This window comes from Amycolatopsis sp. NPDC114484 (genome assembly GCF_055633755.1).
Window position 1 is genome coordinate 243,944 of record NZ_JBVKDQ010000002.1, and the last position, 16,245, is coordinate 260,188.

19 protein-coding genes are annotated in these 16,245 nt (G+C 71.1%); 6 read left to right on the top strand and 13 right to left on the bottom strand.

All coding sequences use genetic code 11. From position 1 onward, the window contains the following. Positions 1–190 precede the first annotated feature (190 nt). From ACZ7SW_RS07025 to ACZ7SW_RS07045, 5 genes are all read right to left on the bottom strand, one after another. Entirely contained in the window at positions 191–400 is a 210-nt protein-coding gene (locus ACZ7SW_RS07025; RefSeq protein WP_470229473.1) for a hypothetical protein, read from the bottom strand. A gap of 244 nt (positions 401–644) precedes the next feature. Beyond that, a complete protein-coding gene (locus ACZ7SW_RS07030) occupies positions 645–1,289 on the bottom strand; it encodes a lytic polysaccharide monooxygenase auxiliary activity family 9 protein (RefSeq protein WP_470229474.1) in 645 nt (214 codons plus the stop codon). Between the two features lie 243 nt (positions 1,290–1,532). After that, positions 1,533–1,730 carry a hypothetical protein gene (locus ACZ7SW_RS07035; protein WP_470229475.1) on the bottom strand — a complete coding sequence of 66 codons (198 nt, stop codon included), beginning with the start codon at positions 1,728–1,730 and terminating at the stop codon, positions 1,533–1,535. 122 nt (positions 1,731–1,852) lie between these two features. After that, a complete protein-coding gene (locus ACZ7SW_RS07040; protein ID WP_470229476.1) occupies positions 1,853–1,999 on the bottom strand; it encodes a hypothetical protein in 147 nt (48 codons plus the stop codon). 289 nt (positions 2,000–2,288) lie between these two features. Beyond that, the gene (locus tag ACZ7SW_RS07045; RefSeq protein WP_470229477.1) at positions 2,289–3,617 is read right to left on the bottom strand and encodes a cytochrome P450; all 1,329 of its coding nucleotides are present in this window, start codon (positions 3,615–3,617) and stop codon (positions 2,289–2,291) included. 192 nt (positions 3,618–3,809) lie between these two features. Between ACZ7SW_RS07045 and ACZ7SW_RS07050 the strand changes: the two genes are divergently transcribed. Continuing rightward, positions 3,810–4,553 carry an AfsR/SARP family transcriptional regulator gene (locus ACZ7SW_RS07050; RefSeq protein ID WP_470229478.1) on the top strand — a complete coding sequence of 248 codons (744 nt, stop codon included), beginning with the start codon at positions 3,810–3,812 and terminating at the stop codon, positions 4,551–4,553. On the opposite strand, the gene ACZ7SW_RS07055 is transcribed toward ACZ7SW_RS07050, so the two are convergent. Further along, positions 4,550–5,440, bottom strand: a complete 891-nt coding sequence (locus tag ACZ7SW_RS07055; protein WP_470229479.1) for a LysR family transcriptional regulator — start codon at positions 5,438–5,440, stop codon at positions 4,550–4,552. The genes ACZ7SW_RS07050 and ACZ7SW_RS07055 overlap by 4 nt on opposite strands. Positions 5,441–5,572: 132 nt before the next feature. Between ACZ7SW_RS07055 and ACZ7SW_RS07060 the strand changes: the two genes are divergently transcribed. Continuing rightward, a complete protein-coding gene (locus tag ACZ7SW_RS07060) occupies positions 5,573–6,274 on the top strand; it encodes a flavodoxin family protein (protein ID WP_470229480.1) in 702 nt (233 codons plus the stop codon). A gap of 91 nt (positions 6,275–6,365) precedes the next feature. On the opposite strand, the gene ACZ7SW_RS07065 is transcribed toward ACZ7SW_RS07060, so the two are convergent. Further along, complete coding sequence (locus ACZ7SW_RS07065; RefSeq protein WP_470229481.1) at positions 6,366–7,487, bottom strand: FAD-dependent oxidoreductase; 1,122 nt, start codon at positions 7,485–7,487, stop codon at positions 6,366–6,368. A gap of 78 nt (positions 7,488–7,565) precedes the next feature. On the opposite strand from ACZ7SW_RS07065, the gene ACZ7SW_RS07070 reads away from it, so the two are divergent. Further along, the gene (locus tag ACZ7SW_RS07070; RefSeq protein ID WP_470229482.1) at positions 7,566–8,261 is read left to right on the top strand and encodes a TetR/AcrR family transcriptional regulator; all 696 of its coding nucleotides are present in this window, start codon (positions 7,566–7,568) and stop codon (positions 8,259–8,261) included. Next, complete coding sequence (locus tag ACZ7SW_RS07075; protein WP_470229483.1) at positions 8,258–9,421, top strand: tyrosine-type recombinase/integrase; 1,164 nt, start codon at positions 8,258–8,260, stop codon at positions 9,419–9,421. Before ACZ7SW_RS07070 ends, ACZ7SW_RS07075 begins: the two co-directional genes overlap by 4 nt. Before the next feature lie 3 nt (positions 9,422–9,424). Here the strand turns inward: ACZ7SW_RS07075 and ACZ7SW_RS07080 are convergent, their stop codons facing one another. The 3 genes from ACZ7SW_RS07080 to ACZ7SW_RS07090 all read right to left on the bottom strand — a co-directional run bounded on the left by ACZ7SW_RS07080 (position 9,425) and on the right by ACZ7SW_RS07090 (position 11,783). Continuing rightward, entirely contained in the window at positions 9,425–10,234 is an 810-nt protein-coding gene (locus ACZ7SW_RS07080) for an MBL fold metallo-hydrolase (RefSeq protein ID WP_470229484.1), read from the bottom strand. 91 nt (positions 10,235–10,325) lie between these two features. Then, positions 10,326–11,069 carry a hypothetical protein gene (locus tag ACZ7SW_RS07085; protein ID WP_470229485.1) on the bottom strand — a complete coding sequence of 248 codons (744 nt, stop codon included), beginning with the start codon at positions 11,067–11,069 and terminating at the stop codon, positions 10,326–10,328. A 27-nt stretch (positions 11,070–11,096) separates the two neighbouring features. Then, positions 11,097–11,783 carry a TetR/AcrR family transcriptional regulator gene (locus tag ACZ7SW_RS07090; RefSeq protein ID WP_470229486.1) on the bottom strand — a complete coding sequence of 229 codons (687 nt, stop codon included), beginning with the start codon at positions 11,781–11,783 and terminating at the stop codon, positions 11,097–11,099. An 80-nt stretch (positions 11,784–11,863) separates the two neighbouring features. Here ACZ7SW_RS07090 and ACZ7SW_RS07095 point away from each other — a divergent pair, with 80 nt between their 5' ends. Next, the gene (locus tag ACZ7SW_RS07095) at positions 11,864–13,003 is read left to right on the top strand and encodes an FAD-dependent oxidoreductase (protein WP_470229487.1); all 1,140 of its coding nucleotides are present in this window, start codon (positions 11,864–11,866) and stop codon (positions 13,001–13,003) included. Between the two features lie 115 nt (positions 13,004–13,118). Here ACZ7SW_RS07095 and ACZ7SW_RS07100 read toward each other — a convergent pair whose 3' ends face one another. Both ACZ7SW_RS07100 and ACZ7SW_RS07105 read right to left on the bottom strand, forming a co-directional pair. Further along, positions 13,119–14,054: an AraC family transcriptional regulator gene (locus tag ACZ7SW_RS07100; protein WP_470229488.1), complete on the bottom strand. Its 936-nt coding sequence runs from the start codon at positions 14,052–14,054 to the stop codon at positions 13,119–13,121. A gap of 243 nt (positions 14,055–14,297) precedes the next feature. Beyond that, positions 14,298–15,137 carry an alpha/beta fold hydrolase gene (locus tag ACZ7SW_RS07105; RefSeq protein ID WP_470229489.1) on the bottom strand — a complete coding sequence of 280 codons (840 nt, stop codon included), beginning with the start codon at positions 15,135–15,137 and terminating at the stop codon, positions 14,298–14,300. A gap of 114 nt (positions 15,138–15,251) precedes the next feature. Here ACZ7SW_RS07105 and ACZ7SW_RS07110 point away from each other — a divergent pair, with 114 nt between their 5' ends. After that, a complete protein-coding gene (locus ACZ7SW_RS07110; protein ID WP_470229918.1) occupies positions 15,252–15,728 on the top strand; it encodes an anthrone oxygenase family protein in 477 nt (158 codons plus the stop codon). An 18-nt stretch (positions 15,729–15,746) separates the two neighbouring features. On the opposite strand, the gene ACZ7SW_RS07115 is transcribed toward ACZ7SW_RS07110, so the two are convergent. Further along, the gene (locus tag ACZ7SW_RS07115) at positions 15,747–16,235 is read right to left on the bottom strand and encodes a GyrI-like domain-containing protein (protein ID WP_470229490.1); all 489 of its coding nucleotides are present in this window, start codon (positions 16,233–16,235) and stop codon (positions 15,747–15,749) included. Positions 16,236–16,245: the final 10 nt, after the last annotated feature.

Consider the following 16,245-nt stretch of genomic DNA (forward strand, 5'->3'; position numbering starts at 1 on the left):
CACAATGGGCCTATCCGAGGAGCGAACTGGAAGGGCGGCTATACGCAGCCGAACCCCGCATCTCTGGGATCCCGTCGGGACTTTCGCGTCGCGTCAGTTGTCAGCAGGTGCCGTACGGGGCGGGACCCGGGTCGCTTACCGCAACTCGTCCTCGGCGTACGGCCGCAGCATCGTGTTTGGCGCGACCACCTCACGCATCCACGGAATCCCGCCACAGGCTGCGGTAGCTCGAAACCACAGTCAGGATCTGGTTGGCGTCGTTGACCAGCGGTCCCGTGATCGCGTTGTCGATCGGGGACTGTCTCTCGTTGGGCCAGTACGGCTTTCCCGTCTCCGACACATAGAGGGAGATGTCGGCGGCCTTCAGCGGATCGGGTTCGGAGAGCAGGAGATTCTGCACGTCTTTCTTCGACGTGGTCAGTAGGGCACTGCTGGATGATCCGGGCTCGAACGGAGACCCCAGCAACACGGGACTCAGTTCCGCCGGACTCAGTTCGGATGAGACCACTCGTTCAGGGCCATCTCATCCAAACTGAATCCCCCCAGCTCAGAAGAGGGGAGTTGGGATCAGACAGAACGAGACAGGACGCGCGCGCGACCCGGGCCCGGCAGAGGTCTTCGCTACCTCTGCCGGGCCGTGGGGATCAGGTGAAGATCACGTCCGAGCAGGAGTAGAAGGCTTCGCCGGAGTCGGGCCAGTGGCGTTGCCAGATCGAGTAGATCAGGTGCCTGCCGGTGCGCCCGCCGGGCAGGTTCGCCTGGAGCTGGTAGGCGTTGCCGGCGATCGGCGGGTTGTCCTGCTTGTAGAACGGGGTGTCTTCCAGGTCGGACCACTTGAGCGGTTTCGTCGGGTCGTAGCCCGGCTTGGTGACGTACAGCTCGAAGGTGCCCTCGTGCGCGGCGGTCAGCTGGTACTGGAAGGTGTACGGGCCGCTGCCCGGCATCGTGGTCGCCGGCCAGTCGTCGCGGGCCAGGTCGAGGCCCTTGTACTTGTCCCGGCCGGCGCTGCAGAGCTTGCCGTCCGGGATGATCTCGCGGCTGCGGCCGCTGGCGTCGCCGATGTTGACCTCGTCCCAGTCGTAGATCGGCCAGCTGTCGCCCACCGCGATGGCGGCCTTGCACGCGGCGGACTGCGGGTTCTCCGGACCTTCCTGGAAGCATTGCATGATCCGGCTGGTCGGATTGCCCATCGAGCCGTGCGCGAGGGCGGGGACGGCGGTGAACACCGAGACCGTGCCGAGCACGGCGGTCAGTATCCCGACTTTGACGGCGGAGCGGGAGAACTTCATCGCGGGGTTCCTCTCATGAGAGGTCTAGACCACACCACGGTAGGTGCCCTGGCCCGCGGGCTTGTAGGCCCGAAAGTCGGGCACGGGCGATTTCGCGGGTGCTCCGCTCACCGGTGGGGGGGCGGAACGGCGAGGTCAGGTCGTCCGCGGTGCGCGGGCTTGCCGTGCGCGGCAGCGGTCTCCAAGCAGCCGAGCCGGGACGAGCCCGGTCGGCGCGTCGTCGGGCTCCGGCGATGACCCGCCCTAAAGCTCCCGGCTCACCACGCTGAACTTCCACAACCTCGCGAATCCCAGCCGGTGGTTCGCCTCGATCATGTGCGTATTCCCCGCCCCGGTAGCGGTCCAGACCTGTTCCGCGTCAGCCCGGTCGCTCGTGAACCACCGCAGCATCGCGGCTGTCATCGCCAGCCCCAGCCGGTGCCCGCGGTGCGCGGCGAGCACTGCGGTTTCGCCCTGCCGCAGCCTCCGGCATCAGCGGACGCACCTCCATCTCCGTGAGGCCCACGACCTCGCCCCCCGGGACCGACCGCCACCACGGTCCGATGCTCGATGTCCCGTTCGCACTACGACGCTTCGACCCGAAGGACCCGGTCCGCCGACCACTCCGGCGCGCTTAACCCGGACTCGCCGAGCGACGCGTCACCAATCGCGGTACGAGCCTTCGCGTACGCCTCGACAAGGTCCGCCAGCGCGGCACCGATCCACCGCACCAGGCGGTATGGCGAGATGCTCGCTCCCGTCGCCGGGCAGGTTCACGATCGCCCTGGCGACGAAGGCGGTCGTCCCGGTGGGCGGTCCACGCCAGCTGCTCGCCCGCCTGGACCTGCGACGCGCAGTGCGGAGATCGTCTCGTGGCGGGTCAGGGCCGGACGTTCGGGGAATTCCAGCCGATAGGCGGCTGATTGCAGCTCGTCCCAGTCCGCGTCGCTCGCCCGGTCCACGTCGAACGGCCGCACGTCCAGCGAAGGCCCCGACCGAAACCAGCCCTGTTCCGGCGATCTACCGCCAGTGCAGCGAGGTTTTCCGCCGGATCGACACCTGGACCGGCAGTGACGTCAGCCCGCGCAGGGTCGCGGTGTCCTCCCAGACCGGGCTACCGGCCAGGGTCAGCGTGATCCCGTTGTCCCGCAAGCAGTCGAAGAGCGTGCGCAGCTGCAGGTCGACCAGCGCGGCGCCGAGGCAGGAGTGCGCGCCGCGGCCGAATCCGAGGTGCAGGCCGCGCCGGGGCCGCGGATTCACCTCGTCCGGGCAAGGGAAAACGGCGGGATCGCGGTTCGCGGCGGCCAGCAGCACGATCACGATGTCGCCGCGCCGGATGCGCTGGCCGCCGAGTTCGCCGTCGGCGACGCAGATCCGGCCGTCGGCTTGCACGGAACCGTCGAGGCGGACCAGTTCGTCGGCGAGATCGTCCGCGCCGTCCAATGCGGACGGCAGATCCAGCAGGCCCGGTCGGCGGGCCAGGCGCAGCAACGCGGCGCCGAGCAGGCGGCTGGACGACTCGTAACCAGCGTGCAGGACCGCCCGGAGCGAGTTCGCCAGCAGGTCCGCGGAGATGCCGGGGCGGACGTGCCGCGCGCGGCGGGCGGCGGCGATGAAACCGGTCTGGTTCTCGTCGGCCAGCCAGCCGGCGACGAGTTCGCTCAGCCGCGCCCGGGCGTGGTCCCCGGCCTCCGCGCGGGACGGGTCGAGACCGGCGTCCATGCTGCGCACGATGGCGTTGGAGTAACGCTCGAACTCCTCGCCGTCGGGCGGTTGCACGCCGAGATACCGGCTGATCGTGTCGAGCGCGACCGGGCGGGCGAGGCCCCACACCAGGTCGGCCGGGGAGTCGTCGGCGAGCGCGAGCAGCCGGGAGGTGATCCTCGCGCGGAGGTGGTCGGCCATCGTGCGCTGCGGCACTTGGTGCAGCGCGCAGACCAGCAGGCGGCGGATTCCGGTGTGCTCCGGGGGGTCGACCCGCTGCAGGCTCACCGCCGCGGCGGGAACCTCGATCCCGGCCCGGCGGAAATCCGAGGCGTAGCGGGCGGTGTCGGCGAGCACCTGGCGTCCGGCGGCGTGCTCGGTGACGACCCAGGAGTTCAGCAATCCGTGCCAGTACACCGGATGCGCCTCGCGCAGCCTGCGGTAATACGGGTGCGGATCGGCGAGCACGCGCGGGTCGAGGGGCTCGTAGTACGGGTCGTCGTGCGGTGCCAAGACGTCCTCCGGTTCCCCGGCGAGCACGCCGCGGTCGAGTCGGGTCGGAGCGGGCGCGTCGCGGCTGGCGCGGCCACGACGCGCCCGCAGTGCGCTTGCCGGGGTCAGTGGGAGTACAGCATGGGCTTTCACCTCCCGATTCCTGTTAGCGGCAAGGGGAAACCGCGCTGGCAGCGGGCGAAAGCCGACGGGCGCGTGCTCGGTGCGGAGCGACGTTGCCCGGGCTGTGGCCCATCGTGGCCGGGACGCCTTGTCGAAACCTTGCCGCGACCTTGAAACCGCGGCGGCGGGACTGGTATCCCGGAAACAACCCAGGGAGGTTGCGTGTGCGGCACCGAGGTCAAGGTTCTCGGAGAGGTCGAAATACGGGTCGGCGAACGGATTCTCGCGTTGGGCCCGCCGCGGCAGCGCCGGCTCCTCGCGGCGCTTCTCATCCAGCCGAACGTCCAGATCTCGGTCGGCGAGCTGATCAGCCGGGTCTGGAACGGCTCTCCGCCTGCGCGCGTGCACAACGCGCTCTACAGCTACGTTTCCCGGCTCCGCGGGGTGGTCCAGCACAGTGATCGGCTGGTTTTGACGCGCGGGCACCGCGGATACGTGCTGATCGTCGACGAGGACGACATCGATCTGTGCCGGTTCCGCGGCCTGGTGTCGCGGGCTCGGAAGTCCGGAAGTGATCGGCGGCGGGCGAAACAGTCCTACGAAGCGGCGTTGTCGTTGTGCCGCGGCGTTCCGTTCGTCGACGTCGACGCCGCGTGGCTGGTCGATCTGCGCGCCCGGTTCGCCGGCGAACGGCTCGGGGCGGAGCTGGATCTGTTCGACATCTGCCTGCGGGAAGGCAAGTCGTCGGAACTGCTTGGCCCGCTGAACCAACACGCCGCCGAACATCCGCTCGACGAACGGATCGCCGCGCAGCTGATGACGGTGCTGTGCCGGCACGGCCGGCAGGCGGACGCGCTTCGCCGGTACGCCGGGCTGAGCCGCCGCCTTCGCAACGAGCTGGGCGTGGATCCCGGCGCGCGGCTGGTGGAACTGCACGGCCGGATCCTGTCCGGCGCGTGTCCCTAACCCGGCGAAGAAGCCCGCAGCAGCAGATCCCGCAGTGAGAGCGCGACTTCGGACGGATTTTCGGGCAGGAGGACGACCTGGTCGGCGGTGGTCGAAGGACCGGTCAGCGGGATGATCCGCAGTCCCGGCGGCTGGTGGTCCAGTGCCGATTCGACGGTGATCCCGATGCCCGTTCCGGCCGCGACGTGGGCGGCGATCGCCTGCACGCTGTCGGCGGTCCGGATGATCCGCAGGTCCGCCCCGCTGATCCGGAACGCCGACAGCAGCCGGTCGCACAGCCCGCTGTTGATCTGGTGCGGCCAGGTCAGCAGCGCGGTCGAGGACAGCTCGGCCGCGCTCAGTTCGGCATGTGCGGCAAGGGAATGCGCCGCGGGCACGAGCGCGACGAACCGTTCGGCGGACAGCACTCTCGCCCGCACGCCGTCGATCCCGCCGGTCGCCCAGCCGATGCCGAGCCCGACGGTCTCCGCGCGCAGGGCGGCGAGCTGAGCGGTGGTCGGCATCGGCTCCGGGACGATCGTGACGTCGGGGAACCGCTCGCGCAGCTGCGGCAGGCACCGCATCAGCACCTCGTGCGCGGTGTACTCCGCGTGGGCGACGACGAGCGTGGTGCGCGCCCGGCCGCCGCCGGCCAGGGAACGGCCTCGTTGCTGGAAGCGGCGCAGCTGGGCGAGGGTGGCGTGGGCGTCGGGCAGGAGGGCTTCGCCGAGATCGGTCAGCGAGACGCGGCGGCTGGTGCGGTGGAACAGCTTGCCGCCCAAGGTTTTCTCCAGGCGGCGGACGGCGTCGCTGACTGTCGGCTGCCCGCGGTGCAGGCGTTCGGCGGCACGGCCGAAGTGAAGCTCCTCCGCGACGGTGACGAACGCTTCGAGCTCGATCCTGTCCACCGGATCAGGCTAGCCCGATCGATCGGTCCCGCCGATCGCTGGGTGACGGAGAACGGCGTTGATGGCGCCCGGCGATCGGGATGAGATGGGGAGCAAGCAGGGGATTTCCCCACGACCGGAAGAAGTTTTCGCATGACAGCCAATGCCGTTGACGGCACCCCCGACGCCACTGTGACCGTCGTCTGCCATTCGGTGCACGGGCACACCCGCCTCTTGGCCGAGCACCTCGCCGGAGGAGCGCGGCAGGTGCCGGGCGTGCGGGTGCACCTCGTCGACATCCGGGCCGAAGACGTCACCGCGGGCCGCTGGCACGACAGCGAGGTCATGGCGCTGCTGGACCGTTCCGACGCGATCGTCCTCGGCTGCCCGACGCTGATGGGCGGCGTGTCGGCGGTGTTCAAGGCGTTCATGGAGGCCGCGTTCACGCCGTTCACGACGCAGGCGTGGAAGGACAAGCTGGCGGGCGGGTTCACCATGTCCGCGTCGCAGAGCGGCGACAAGCTGGCGGTGCTGCAGCAGCTGTCGGTTTTCGCGGCGCAGCTGGGCATGCAGTGGATCGGCGTGGGCGACATGCCGGGCAACAACTGGAGCGGCGGGACCCGCGACGACGTCAACCGGCTCGGCTCGTGGCTGGGGCTGATGAGCCAGAGCCACGCCGACCTCGGCCCGGACGACGCCGGTTCGCGCGGCGACCGGATCACCGCCCAGCGGTACGGCGAGCGGATCGCCCGGCTGACGCAGCGGTGGGTCAACGGCGCGCCGTACGAAACGAGCCGGATGACCGAGCACGAGGCCCGCGCGCTGTCGGCGTCGCTGAGGGAGGCGGTGGCCTGACGGTTTGCCGACCCTGGAGACGGTCCGTGAGGGCCACCTTGACGGACTCTGATTCCCTCAGGGTTCCCCTCACGGACCTGCCCGGAAGGCCTTACGTCCCGGCGACGAACTCGGCGAGCAGGCCGTGCGGTGCGTCGGGACCGAACATCTGCCGTTGCAGGTGCGCGCCTTCGGCGGCGGTTTCCGCGCCGCGCGGGAACATCGCCTGTTCGTACTCGGCGAGCGCGGCCTCCACGTCGCGGGGATGGGCGGCGAGCGCGATCCCGAGTTCGGCTCCGTCGAGCATGGCCAGGTTCGCGCCTTCCCCGTTCGGCGGGGCGAGGTGCGCGGCGTCGCCGATCAGGGTCACGCCGGGCACCCGCTCCCACTGGTGGCCGATCGGCAAGCCGTAGTGCGGCCGCAAGACCGGCGCGGTGTCGCTTTCGGTGATCAGCGTGGTCAACGCCGTCGACCAGCCCTCGAACTCCGCCGCGATCCGGGCGGTCGCGGCTGCCGCGTCGGCGAAATCGATGCCGTCAAACCAGTCCAGCGACCGGACCAGCCCGACGTAGGTGTGCAGGATCCCGTCCCGCTCGCGGTGCGCGGTGATGCCGTGGCCCGGCGCGAGCACCAGCAGCATCCCGCCGCCGACCGCTTCGGCCGTGGCGGGGAACCGGCGGTCGGAGTCGTGGACGAAGGTCTCGACGGACGCCGTGCCGGTGTACTCGGGCTTCGCCGGGGACAGCAGCGGCCGGACCTTCGACCAGGCTCCGTCCGCACCGACCAGCAGGTTCGTGGTGACCGCGCTCCCGTCGGCGAACGCGACCTCGTAACCCTCGGCCAAGGCGCGCACGCCGCTGACCTTGTGTCCCCAGTGGACAGTGCCCTCCGGCAGCGAGTCGATCAGCAGCTGCCGCAGCTCGCCGCGGTGGACTTCGGGACGGCCGCCGGTGCCGTCGTCGGGCTGTTTGAACAGCACTGTCCCGTCCCAGGCCAGCAGCCGCAGTTCTTGTCTCCCTTCCAGGATCAGGCCGCGGAATTCGGCGGTCAGCCCGGCGGCTTCGACGGCGAGCTGACCGTTGTAGTCGTGGATGTCGAGCAGGCCGCCCTGGGCGCGCGAGGCCGGGGACGGCTCGGCCTCGTAGACCACGGCGGGGATTCCGCGGACGTGCAGGACGCGGGCGAGAGTGAGACCGCCGAGCCCGGCGCCGACGATCGTGACGGCTGTGTTCATGACACGGCTCCTTCGAATGAGGGTTCTGGTACGCCGTTCCATATTGGAACGGCGCTCCAGATGTGTCAAGATGGGCGCATGGCTACGGGGACGCGCCGGGCACAGCGGCGCACGGAGGCACTTTCTCGGGAGCGCATCGTCGAGGCGGCGGTGGAACTGCTGGACGCGGCCGGCGAGAGCGGCCTGACCTTCCGGGTACTCACCGAGCGGCTCGCGACCGGGCCCGGGGCGATCTACTGGCACGTCGCGAACAAGGGCGAACTGCTGGTCGCCGCGACCGACGCGGTGGTGGCGGACGCACTGGCGGCGGAGCCGGCCGGCTCGCCGCGCGAGGAAGTGCACGCGGTCGCGCTCGGGTTGTTCTCCGCGATCGACGCGCATCCGTGGCTCGCCGCGCAGCTTCTGCTCCAGTTGTCCCGCAGTCCCGGCGGGCCGGTGACGCCGCGGATCCTCGAAAGCCTCGGCCGCGGGGTCCGCGCGCTCGGCGTGCCCGAGGAGCACTGGTTCACCGCGACGTCGGTCCTGATGCACTACGTTCTTGGCGCGGCCGGGCAGAACGCGGCGAACAGCCAGGTCTCCGAGCCGGACGCGGACCGGGCCGAATTCCTTGCCGCCACGGCGGAAGCGTGGGAGGGGCTGGATCCGGAGGAGTACGAGATCGCCCGGGCGATGGCGAGCCAGATGAGCGAACACGACGACCGCGAGCAGTTCCTCGCCGGGATCGATCTCGTGCTCGCCGGGGTCGCCGCGCTGTATCCGGGCGGGCGCGCATGACCCTCGCGCTCACCGATGCCGGGGGAGCGGGCAAGGACGCGCGGGAGCGGTTCGCCGAGTTCCTGCGCGTGTACGCGTCGCTCAACACCCGCGTCGCGTACGCGACCGATCTCGGCATCCCGCTCGACTGGGTCCCCGGCTACCAGCCGCCGGACCCGGGACGCCGCCGCGGCCGGGCTCGGCGGACCGATCCGGACGCGCTCGCGTGGCTGCCCTGGTGCCTGCGCAACGGGTTCACGTCGTTCGCCGACGTCCGGGTGGAGCACGTCGAGCAGTGGCTGGACGAGCTGGCGCGCGCTGGGTACCGCGACGCGACGCGCGGCCGGATGCTGTCGGCGGTGTCCGCGTTCTACCGCAAGTACCTGCTGCGGGAAGGCTTGGCCGGGCACAATCCCGCAGCGCTGGTGGACCGGCGCGCGCAGCATCTCAACCGGCCCTCCGGCGTCCCGTCCCAGACCGCGCGCTGGTCTTTCGACGCGTGCCGGGCGCTGCTGCTCGCCGCCTGGCTGCTGGTCGGCCACAGCCGGAACGGCCCGCGCGACCGGGCGATGGTCGAGATCCTGATCGGCACCGGGGTGCGCGCGGAGGAACTCGTCGGCGTCGATCTGGGCGACTACCGGCGGCCGACCGCAGGTGGAATCGGCGTGCTTCGCGTGCACGGCAAGGGATCCAAGGACCGCGAGGTAGCGCTGGCCGCACCGGTGGCGGACGCGCTCGACGCCTATCTCGCGGACCGGGTCACCCCGCAGGTGCCGGCGCTGCGCGGGCAGGTCGGCGCGAATCGGGCGGAGCCGTTGTTCGTCACCAGCACCGGCGCGCGCGTGCACGTTTCGCACGTGACCGCGTTGCTGCGGCGGCTGTGCGCGACGTTCTGTCAGACGCCCAAAACCGCGCGGCTGCAGGAACTCCTCGACACCGCCGAGGCCCGGTTCGTCGCGACCCACCTGCAGCCGTTGTGCGACACCATCCATCCCCATTCGGCGCGCCACTCGTACGCGACGCACGCGATCGAGCGAGGGGTCCCGCCGCGGCAGGTGCAGCGCGACCTCGGGCACGCCGCGTTGTCGACCACCGAGGGGTATCTCCACGACGAGAACGCCATCCGGGACTCCGCCGCGCACGAACTGGCTCCGGCGCTGCATCGCGGTTGGCTCGGCTGATCCTCAGCCGTTGATCCGGGCGATCTTCCGGGCTTGGCCTCGGTGCAGATCGGCGACCCACTCCCAGCCTGGCTTGGCCGACGGGCCGATCCGCGGGTCGTCGGGTTCGCGGCCGTCGCGCAAGGCCTGCACGTACGCGCGGTCCAGTTCGATTCGCGCGCGCACCTGACCGGCTCCGCCGACGGAGCCGTGACCGGGGATGAGGACATCGACGTCGTCCGCCACGGCTTCGAGCGCCCGCAAGCCGGCGAGGTAGTCCTCGATCGGGTCGGCGGTGTCGTCGAACATCGGGACCAGGACGTCGGAAAGCATGTCGCCGGCGACAAGAACCCGGCGTTCCTCGATCAGCAGCGCCGCGTGCCCCGGGGCGTGAGCCGGATGTTCGATGATCCGGACGCGCGGGCCGTCCCAGGGGACGCACCCGGTTCCGGCGGGCAGACCGGTGACGCGGCCGAACAGGTCCAGCGGCACGTCGTCGGCGATCTCCGGCGGCAATCCCTCGGCGAGAAGGGTTTTCCAGTCCGCTTTCGCCAGCAGATCGCGCAGGTAGGCCGCGCACCGGGCGGTGCCGTAGCGGGGCGCGTCGCCGAATTCGGCGTGCCAGAGCGCGTGGTCCCAGTCCGGATGCGTCGCGAAGCCTGCCGCGACAGGCTGACCGAGTTCGCGCAGATCGCCGGCGAGGCAGGTCAGTTCGCCGTTCGTGAGCCCGGGGTCGACGAGCAGCACGCCCGCCCGGCCCCGCACGACGACCGCGTTGTTCTCGAGCACCTCGCTCTGGTGGACCAGCACGCCCTCCGCTGCCTGTCTCAGCATGGCGACCCTTCCGCTCCGTAGTGTGCGACCGGTCGAGACCGTATCCCGGAGTGATAGCAAAGTGCAAGCACTTGCTTTGCCGCAGCAGCGGTCAAGCCTCGACGAACGGCTCGGAGCACAACGTGCAGGCGATCGGCCCCAGCTCCAGGATCGACCGGGCCGCGCGGATCCGGCGGGGCGGTTCGCAGCGGCAGATCGCCGCGACGTAGTTCGGCCCGCCGCGGTGCGCGCCGCGGCCGTCGACCGGGGCGATCACCACTGGCGGTGCGAGCGGTTCGGCGACCTCGTCCGGCCCTTCCGGATCACCTGGCGGGGACGGGACGGCGCGCCGCGCGACCTCCTGTTCGGTGTGCCGCCACACGGTCAGCGCTTCTTCGAGCCGGGAGAGTTCTCCTTGGTAGGCCTCGAGAGTCGCGGGCAGCGCGATGGTCGCGGACCAGCCGATCCGGTCCGCCTGTTCGGCCCGCAGGCCCAACTCGGCGGCGAGCGCGGCGAAGCGTTTGTTGTGGTAGCGGCCGTCGCTGACGTCGACGATGTCCCGGGTGGCGGCGAGCCCGTGCGCGGCCTCGTGCAGCGTGGTGGAGAGGATTTCGGCCGCGCCGCGCCGAAGGCCTTCCGCGCCCAGGAAGAACTCGGCGCGCGGTTCGACGCCGTCGCCGACGTGCCAGCGGGACCGGGCGAAGTGGCCGTGGATCTCGGTGGCGGTGCCCATCGTTCCCGACGCCAGCACGAGGATCGCTTCGGGAACGTCCGCGTGCCGCCGCCGGATCTCGGCCCACAGCTGTTCCATCGCGTGCATGACGCGGGTCGTCGGCCCCAGCGCGGCGGTGTTCATGCGGCCATCTTGCCGCTTAAGCGGTAACTAGCTCAGGGAGAGTCCGGAGAGCACCCGGTCGAGGCCGGCGGAGAAGACCGCGTCGCCGTCGGGGTGGACAGCGTCGCGCGCGGTGCGCAGGAGGGTGGGGTAGCGGCCGGAATCGAACATCCGCTGCAGGTACGGCGCGGCGGAGCGCTGCCAGCTTTCCTCGTCGAGACCGGTGTCGCTGATGAGCCGCCGCTCGCGGATCTCGCTGCGCACGGCGCCGGTGACGTAGGAGTGCACGGTGAACACCGTGATCACAGCGTCCTCGATCGGGCCCGGACCTGCCGCGGCGGCGAGCGACGCCTCCAGGTAGGCGAGCGCGTTGGGGCCGAGCCCGGGCCGGCCGCCGATCAGGTCCGCGAACCACTCGTGCCGCTGGACCGCCGCGCGGCAGCCGTGGGCGAGCGCGCGGAGGGCGGCGAGCCCTTCGGTTTCCGGGTCCGGCAGCGGGATTTCGCCGTAGACCGCGTCGGTCATCAGGTCGAGCAGTTCTTCTTTGGTGTCGAGGTAGCCGTACAGCCGCATCGGCCCGGCGCCGAGCGCGGCCGCGACTTTGCGCAGCGACACCGCTTCGAGCCCGCCTTCGTCGGCGAGTGCGCAGGCGGTCTCGACGATGCGGGCGCGGCTCAGCGGCGTCGGCGCCGCGCGCGCCGGCGGTTCGGGCCGTTCCCACACCAGTTCGTCCATGCTCGCTCCTTTTCGGGTGACAGTACCCGGGAGGTTCCGATACGGTGTATTACGTAAATACAGTGTATCGAGGGGATGTCATGATGCGAATCGTCATCGCCGGGGGCGGGCTCGGCGGGCTCACCTGTGCGCGGGTGCTGAGGGCGCACGGCGTCGACGCCGTGGTCTGCGAACGCGACGCGAGCCCGGAAGCCAGAGTGCAGGGCGGCACGCTCGACCTGACGGTCGACGAGGGCCAATGGGCGCTGCGCGAGGCCGGTCTGGAGGCCGGTTACCGCGCGATCGCGCGTCCCGAGGGCCAAGACATGGTTCTTTACGACTCCGCGGGAACCCTGCTGCGGCAGGAAACCACGCCGGACGACGGCGAAGAGCGCTGGGGCCGTCCGGAGGCGGACCGGCCGGCGCTGCGGAAACTGCTGCTCGACGCGCTTCCGGAGGGCACTGTCCACTGGGGACACGCAGTGACCGGCGCGGAGCCGCTCGGCGACGGACGCCACCGCGTCCAGCTGTCCGGCGGCGAAACCCTGGAGTGCGATTTCCTCATCGGAGCGGACGGCGCCCGGTCGCGGATCCGCCCCCTGCTCGCCGACGCGGAACCGGCTTACTGCGGAGCGCACGGGATGGAGCTGGTCATCCACGACGCGGACCGAGCGCACCCGGCGGCTTCGGCGCTCGTCGGACGCGGCAGCTTCTCCTCGATCGGGGATCAGCAGACGCTTTCCGCGCAGCGCAACGGAGACGGCACGATCCGCGTCCACCTGACCCGGCGGTGCCCCGAGGACTGGCCGCAGACCTCGGGGATCCCGTTCGACGACCCGGATCGCGCCCGCGGCGCGCTGAAGGGGCTGTACGCGGGGTGGCCCGCGGAGTTCCTGGCGCTGCTGGACGCGACGTCCGGGCCGATCCTGGTGGATCCGCTGACCGCGTTGCCGGTCGGGCTGCGCTGGGACCGCACGCCGGGCGTGACGCTGATCGGGGACGCGGCGCATCTCATGTCGCCGTTCGCCGGGCAGGGCGCGAACCTCGCGATGCGCGACGGCGCCGAACTTGCCCTGATCCTCGCCGAGGGCGGTGACGTGCGGAAGTTCGAGGAGGCGATGTTCGACCGGGCCGAGCCGGCGGCGCAGATGTCGGCGGACAACCTGAAGCTGTTCCTGTCCGACGGCGCGGCGGAGAAGGTGCGCCGTCTGTTCGTGCGGATGTTCGGGGAGGAGGACTGACCCCGCTCTAGCTGAGTGGCACCGGGAGTCGGCACCCCGCGGTTCCGGGGCTGACCTGTCGCTTTCGCGAGTGCTCGTTGGGGCTCCCGTCGGCACCGGTCTTCGAGCCGGATGTTCAGGCAGGTTCGCGCAGGCGGTAGTGCTGCGGACTGCGCCCGTACTCCCGTTTGAACGCGGTGCTCAGCGTGAAGGGGCTGCGGTAGCCGACCTGCCGGGCGATCGCGCTGAGCGTCGCGTCGGGTTGCTGCCGCAGGAGATCGGCGGCGAGGGCGAGCCGCCAGGTGGCGAGGTAGGTCATCGGCGGCTCGCCGACGGCGTCGGTGAACCGCCTGGCGAGCGCGGCGCGCGAAACCCCGGTCGCGCTGGCCAGGCCCGCGACGGTCCACGGGTGCTCGGGCTGGTCCTGCAGGAGGCGCAGGGCGTGCCCGGCCACCGGGTCGCCGTGCGCGCGGTACCAGGCGGGCGCGGCCGGGCGGTCGAGCCATTCCCGCAGGACGCGGACGAGCAGGAGGTCCAGCAGCCGGTCGAGGACCGCTTCCTGTCCGGGGACGTCGCGCTCGATCTCGGCGGCGAGCATCGTGACAAGCGGATCTGGGCTGGCTCCGGCGCGGGCGGTGACGACGCTCGGCACCGCGGCGAGCAATCGGCGCGAGACCTCGCCGACGGTCGGATAGGTCCCGGTGAGCAGCACCGTCGGGCCGTCGGTGCCGGTACCCCAGGTGCGGACGCCGAATTCGGTCAGGTCGGTGAGATGCCCGCCGTCCGGCGTGACGCATTCCTGCCCCGGACGGATCACCGCTTGCGGCGGCGTCCCGGGATCGTCGGCGACGAGGTACGGCTCGGGTCCCCGGATGACGGCGACGTCGCCCGTTTCCAGACGGGCGGCTTCGGCGTTGTCGGGCACCAGCCAGGCGTCGCCGCGCACCACGGCGAGCACGGTCAGCGGCGCTTCGTCCTCGATCCGCAGAGACCATGGCGGGCGCAGGACGGACCGGAGCAGGAACGCGCCGTGCGCACGGGGTCCTTCGAGCAACGCGGTGAGCGGGTCCACGGTGCTGAGAGTAGCGCTGCGGCAAGGGAAAGCTCGGCGGTTCGGGGAGGCCGTGCCGCTGCGGGGCGGGGGTGCCGGGGAAACGAGATTCCCGCTGCCGGGTCGCGGCTCGCGTCGCCGGGATCCACCGCGCGCCGTGATTTCCAGCAATAGCCCGGCGTTCGAGGAAAGCCCGGCGTTTCCGCGCCGCCGCACGCTCGGGAGGTCGGCAGAGCGCGCGGGCTGCTTGATACCGGAAACCGTTCAGGCAGCGAGCATCGCTTCGGCGATCTTCTCGGCGGCGTCGTCCGGGATCGCGCTGGCGGCATCGTCCAGGACGACCAGCCGCGCGCCGGGTATCTCGCGGGCGAGGGCTTCCCCGTTGCCGACCGGGAAAAACGCGTCCCGGCCGCCGTGCAGCACGACCGTCGGGATCGCGAGTTCCGGCAGGCGTTCGCGCCACCGCGGCGTGCAGTCGAGCTTGGAGAACACCATGCCCAGCTGATTCGCCAGCTGCACCGGCGGCTCCGTGCTGGCCGCGCGGTCGAAGATCCGTTCAGCGACGGTTCGGGCCGCGCCGGGGTCGTTGCCGAGAATCGCGGCGCTGACGGCGGCGCGTTCGGCGACGGCGGCACGGTCCGACCAGTCGGGCATCGGCAGTGCGAACACTTGGTGCATGGTCTTCGCGTCGTGATCGGGCAGATCAGGGTCGACGGGGCCGGGCGCGACGGGACGGGTCCCGTACAGCGTGAGGGCGGAGAAAGCGGACAGGTGGTCGAGCGCGGCGACCTGGGCGACCATCCCGCTGACCCCGATCCCGGCCAGGTGCGCGGGCCGGTCGTCGAGTTCCCGGGCGAGAGCGGCGGCGTCGGCGGCGAGGTCGCGCAGCGTGTAGGCCGGGGCATCCGGGTTCACCGTGGTCGAGGTGCCTGCGTCGCGAAGGTCGTAGCGCACGACGTGCCGTCCGCCGCGGGCGAGTGCCTCGCACAGGGCGTCCGGCCACGACAGCATCGTGGGGCCGCCGGCGAGCAGGACCAGCGGCGCGGCCGGGTCGCCGAAGTGCTCGGCGCCGATCGTGACGCCGCGGGAAACGCTGTGCTGCATGGAAGTCTCCTGGTGAGACGATCGCGCATGGTTCCGAGCGGATAACCGATGGATCGTCTCGCGATCTGCGGGTTGACTGGGGGCGTACTGGGGGACAAAACGGAAGGCACGACGATGGTGATCGTTTCCAAGGCGGTTCTCGTGGCGGCAGTGGTCGCGGCGGGGCTGATCGCGGGGTTGTTCTACGCGTACACGGTGTCGGTGATGCCCGGCCTCGCCCATGCCGACGACCACACGTTCGTGACCGCGATGCGCCGGATCAACGACGCCATCGTGAACGGCTGGTTCATGCTGTCGTTCCTGGGCGCGCCGCTGCTCGCGGTCGCGGCCGTGGTCCTGCACTTCACGAGCGGCGCGCAAGGCGGGTTGCCGTGGCTCATCGCGGGCGCGGCGCTTCTGGTGGCGATGGTGCTGGTGACCGGTGCGGTCAACGTGCCGATGAACAACGCCCTCGCCGTGGACACGGTCGACTTCGCCGCTCTGCGGGCCCGGTTCGAGGAGCCGTGGGTGCGGTGGAACACGGTGCGGACGGTGGTGTCGGCGGCCGGGTTCGGGTGTCTCGTGGGCGCTTTGGTGACCCGGAGCGCGTGACTCCGGGCCACCGGCCGGTCAGTCCGCGATCCGGAAGCAGAGGTCGGTGTCCCAGTTGTTCGGGTCCGGCTCCACCTGCGGGTTGGTGCGGTAGATCTCGAGCCGGGCGGTCCAGTGCTCGCCGTCGGCCTCGACGGTGCGGTCCCAGCGCACGTCCTCCTTCTCGCCCCAGGCGAGCAGGTCCGCGGTGGCCGCGAAGAGGCCGTCCGGCGCGCCGTGGTGGGTGGCCTGGGCGTATTTCCCGGCGGGCAGGACGTCGTTGAAGTACTCGTCGCCGAGGTCGACGGCGTCCGTGACCGGGACTCCGGCCTCGACGGTGACGGTCTCCATGTCCGTGCCGAGCACCAGGTAACGGAAGAACGGCGCACAGGCGGGTTCGAGACCGCGTTCGGCGAGCGCGCCGACGATCGCGGCGATCCGGTGCGCGACCGCGGGCATGCCGTCGAATCCGACCGTCGCTCGGTAGCCGACGTAGCGCTGTTCATTTCTGTCCACAATGGAGGGCATGGGGTTCCTT

Coding starts and splice junctions, on each gene's coding strand:
- ACZ7SW_RS07030 (WP_470229474.1), bottom strand. CDS start 1,289: ATGAAGTTCTCCCGCTCCGCCGTCAAAGTCGGGATACTGACCGCCGTG.
- ACZ7SW_RS07060 (WP_470229480.1), top strand. CDS start 5,573: ATGACAGCCAATGCCGTTGACGGCACCCCCGACGCCACTGTGACCGTC.
- ACZ7SW_RS07065 (WP_470229481.1), bottom strand. CDS start 7,487: ATGAACACAGCCGTCACGATCGTCGGCGCCGGGCTCGGCGGTCTCACT.
- ACZ7SW_RS07070 (WP_470229482.1), top strand. CDS start 7,566: ATGGCTACGGGGACGCGCCGGGCACAGCGGCGCACGGAGGCACTTTCT.
- ACZ7SW_RS07075 (WP_470229483.1), top strand. CDS start 8,258: ATGACCCTCGCGCTCACCGATGCCGGGGGAGCGGGCAAGGACGCGCGG.
- ACZ7SW_RS07080 (WP_470229484.1), bottom strand. CDS start 10,234: ATGCTGAGACAGGCAGCGGAGGGCGTGCTGGTCCACCAGAGCGAGGTG.
- ACZ7SW_RS07085 (WP_470229485.1), bottom strand. CDS start 11,069: ATGAACACCGCCGCGCTGGGGCCGACGACCCGCGTCATGCACGCGATG.
- ACZ7SW_RS07090 (WP_470229486.1), bottom strand. CDS start 11,783: ATGGACGAACTGGTGTGGGAACGGCCCGAACCGCCGGCGCGCGCGGCG.
- ACZ7SW_RS07095 (WP_470229487.1), top strand. CDS start 11,864: ATGATGCGAATCGTCATCGCCGGGGGCGGGCTCGGCGGGCTCACCTGT.
- ACZ7SW_RS07105 (WP_470229489.1), bottom strand. CDS start 15,137: ATGCAGCACAGCGTTTCCCGCGGCGTCACGATCGGCGCCGAGCACTTC.
- ACZ7SW_RS07110 (WP_470229918.1), top strand. CDS start 15,252: ATGGTGATCGTTTCCAAGGCGGTTCTCGTGGCGGCAGTGGTCGCGGCG.
- ACZ7SW_RS07115 (WP_470229490.1), bottom strand. CDS start 16,235: ATGCCCTCCATTGTGGACAGAAATGAACAGCGCTACGTCGGCTACCGA.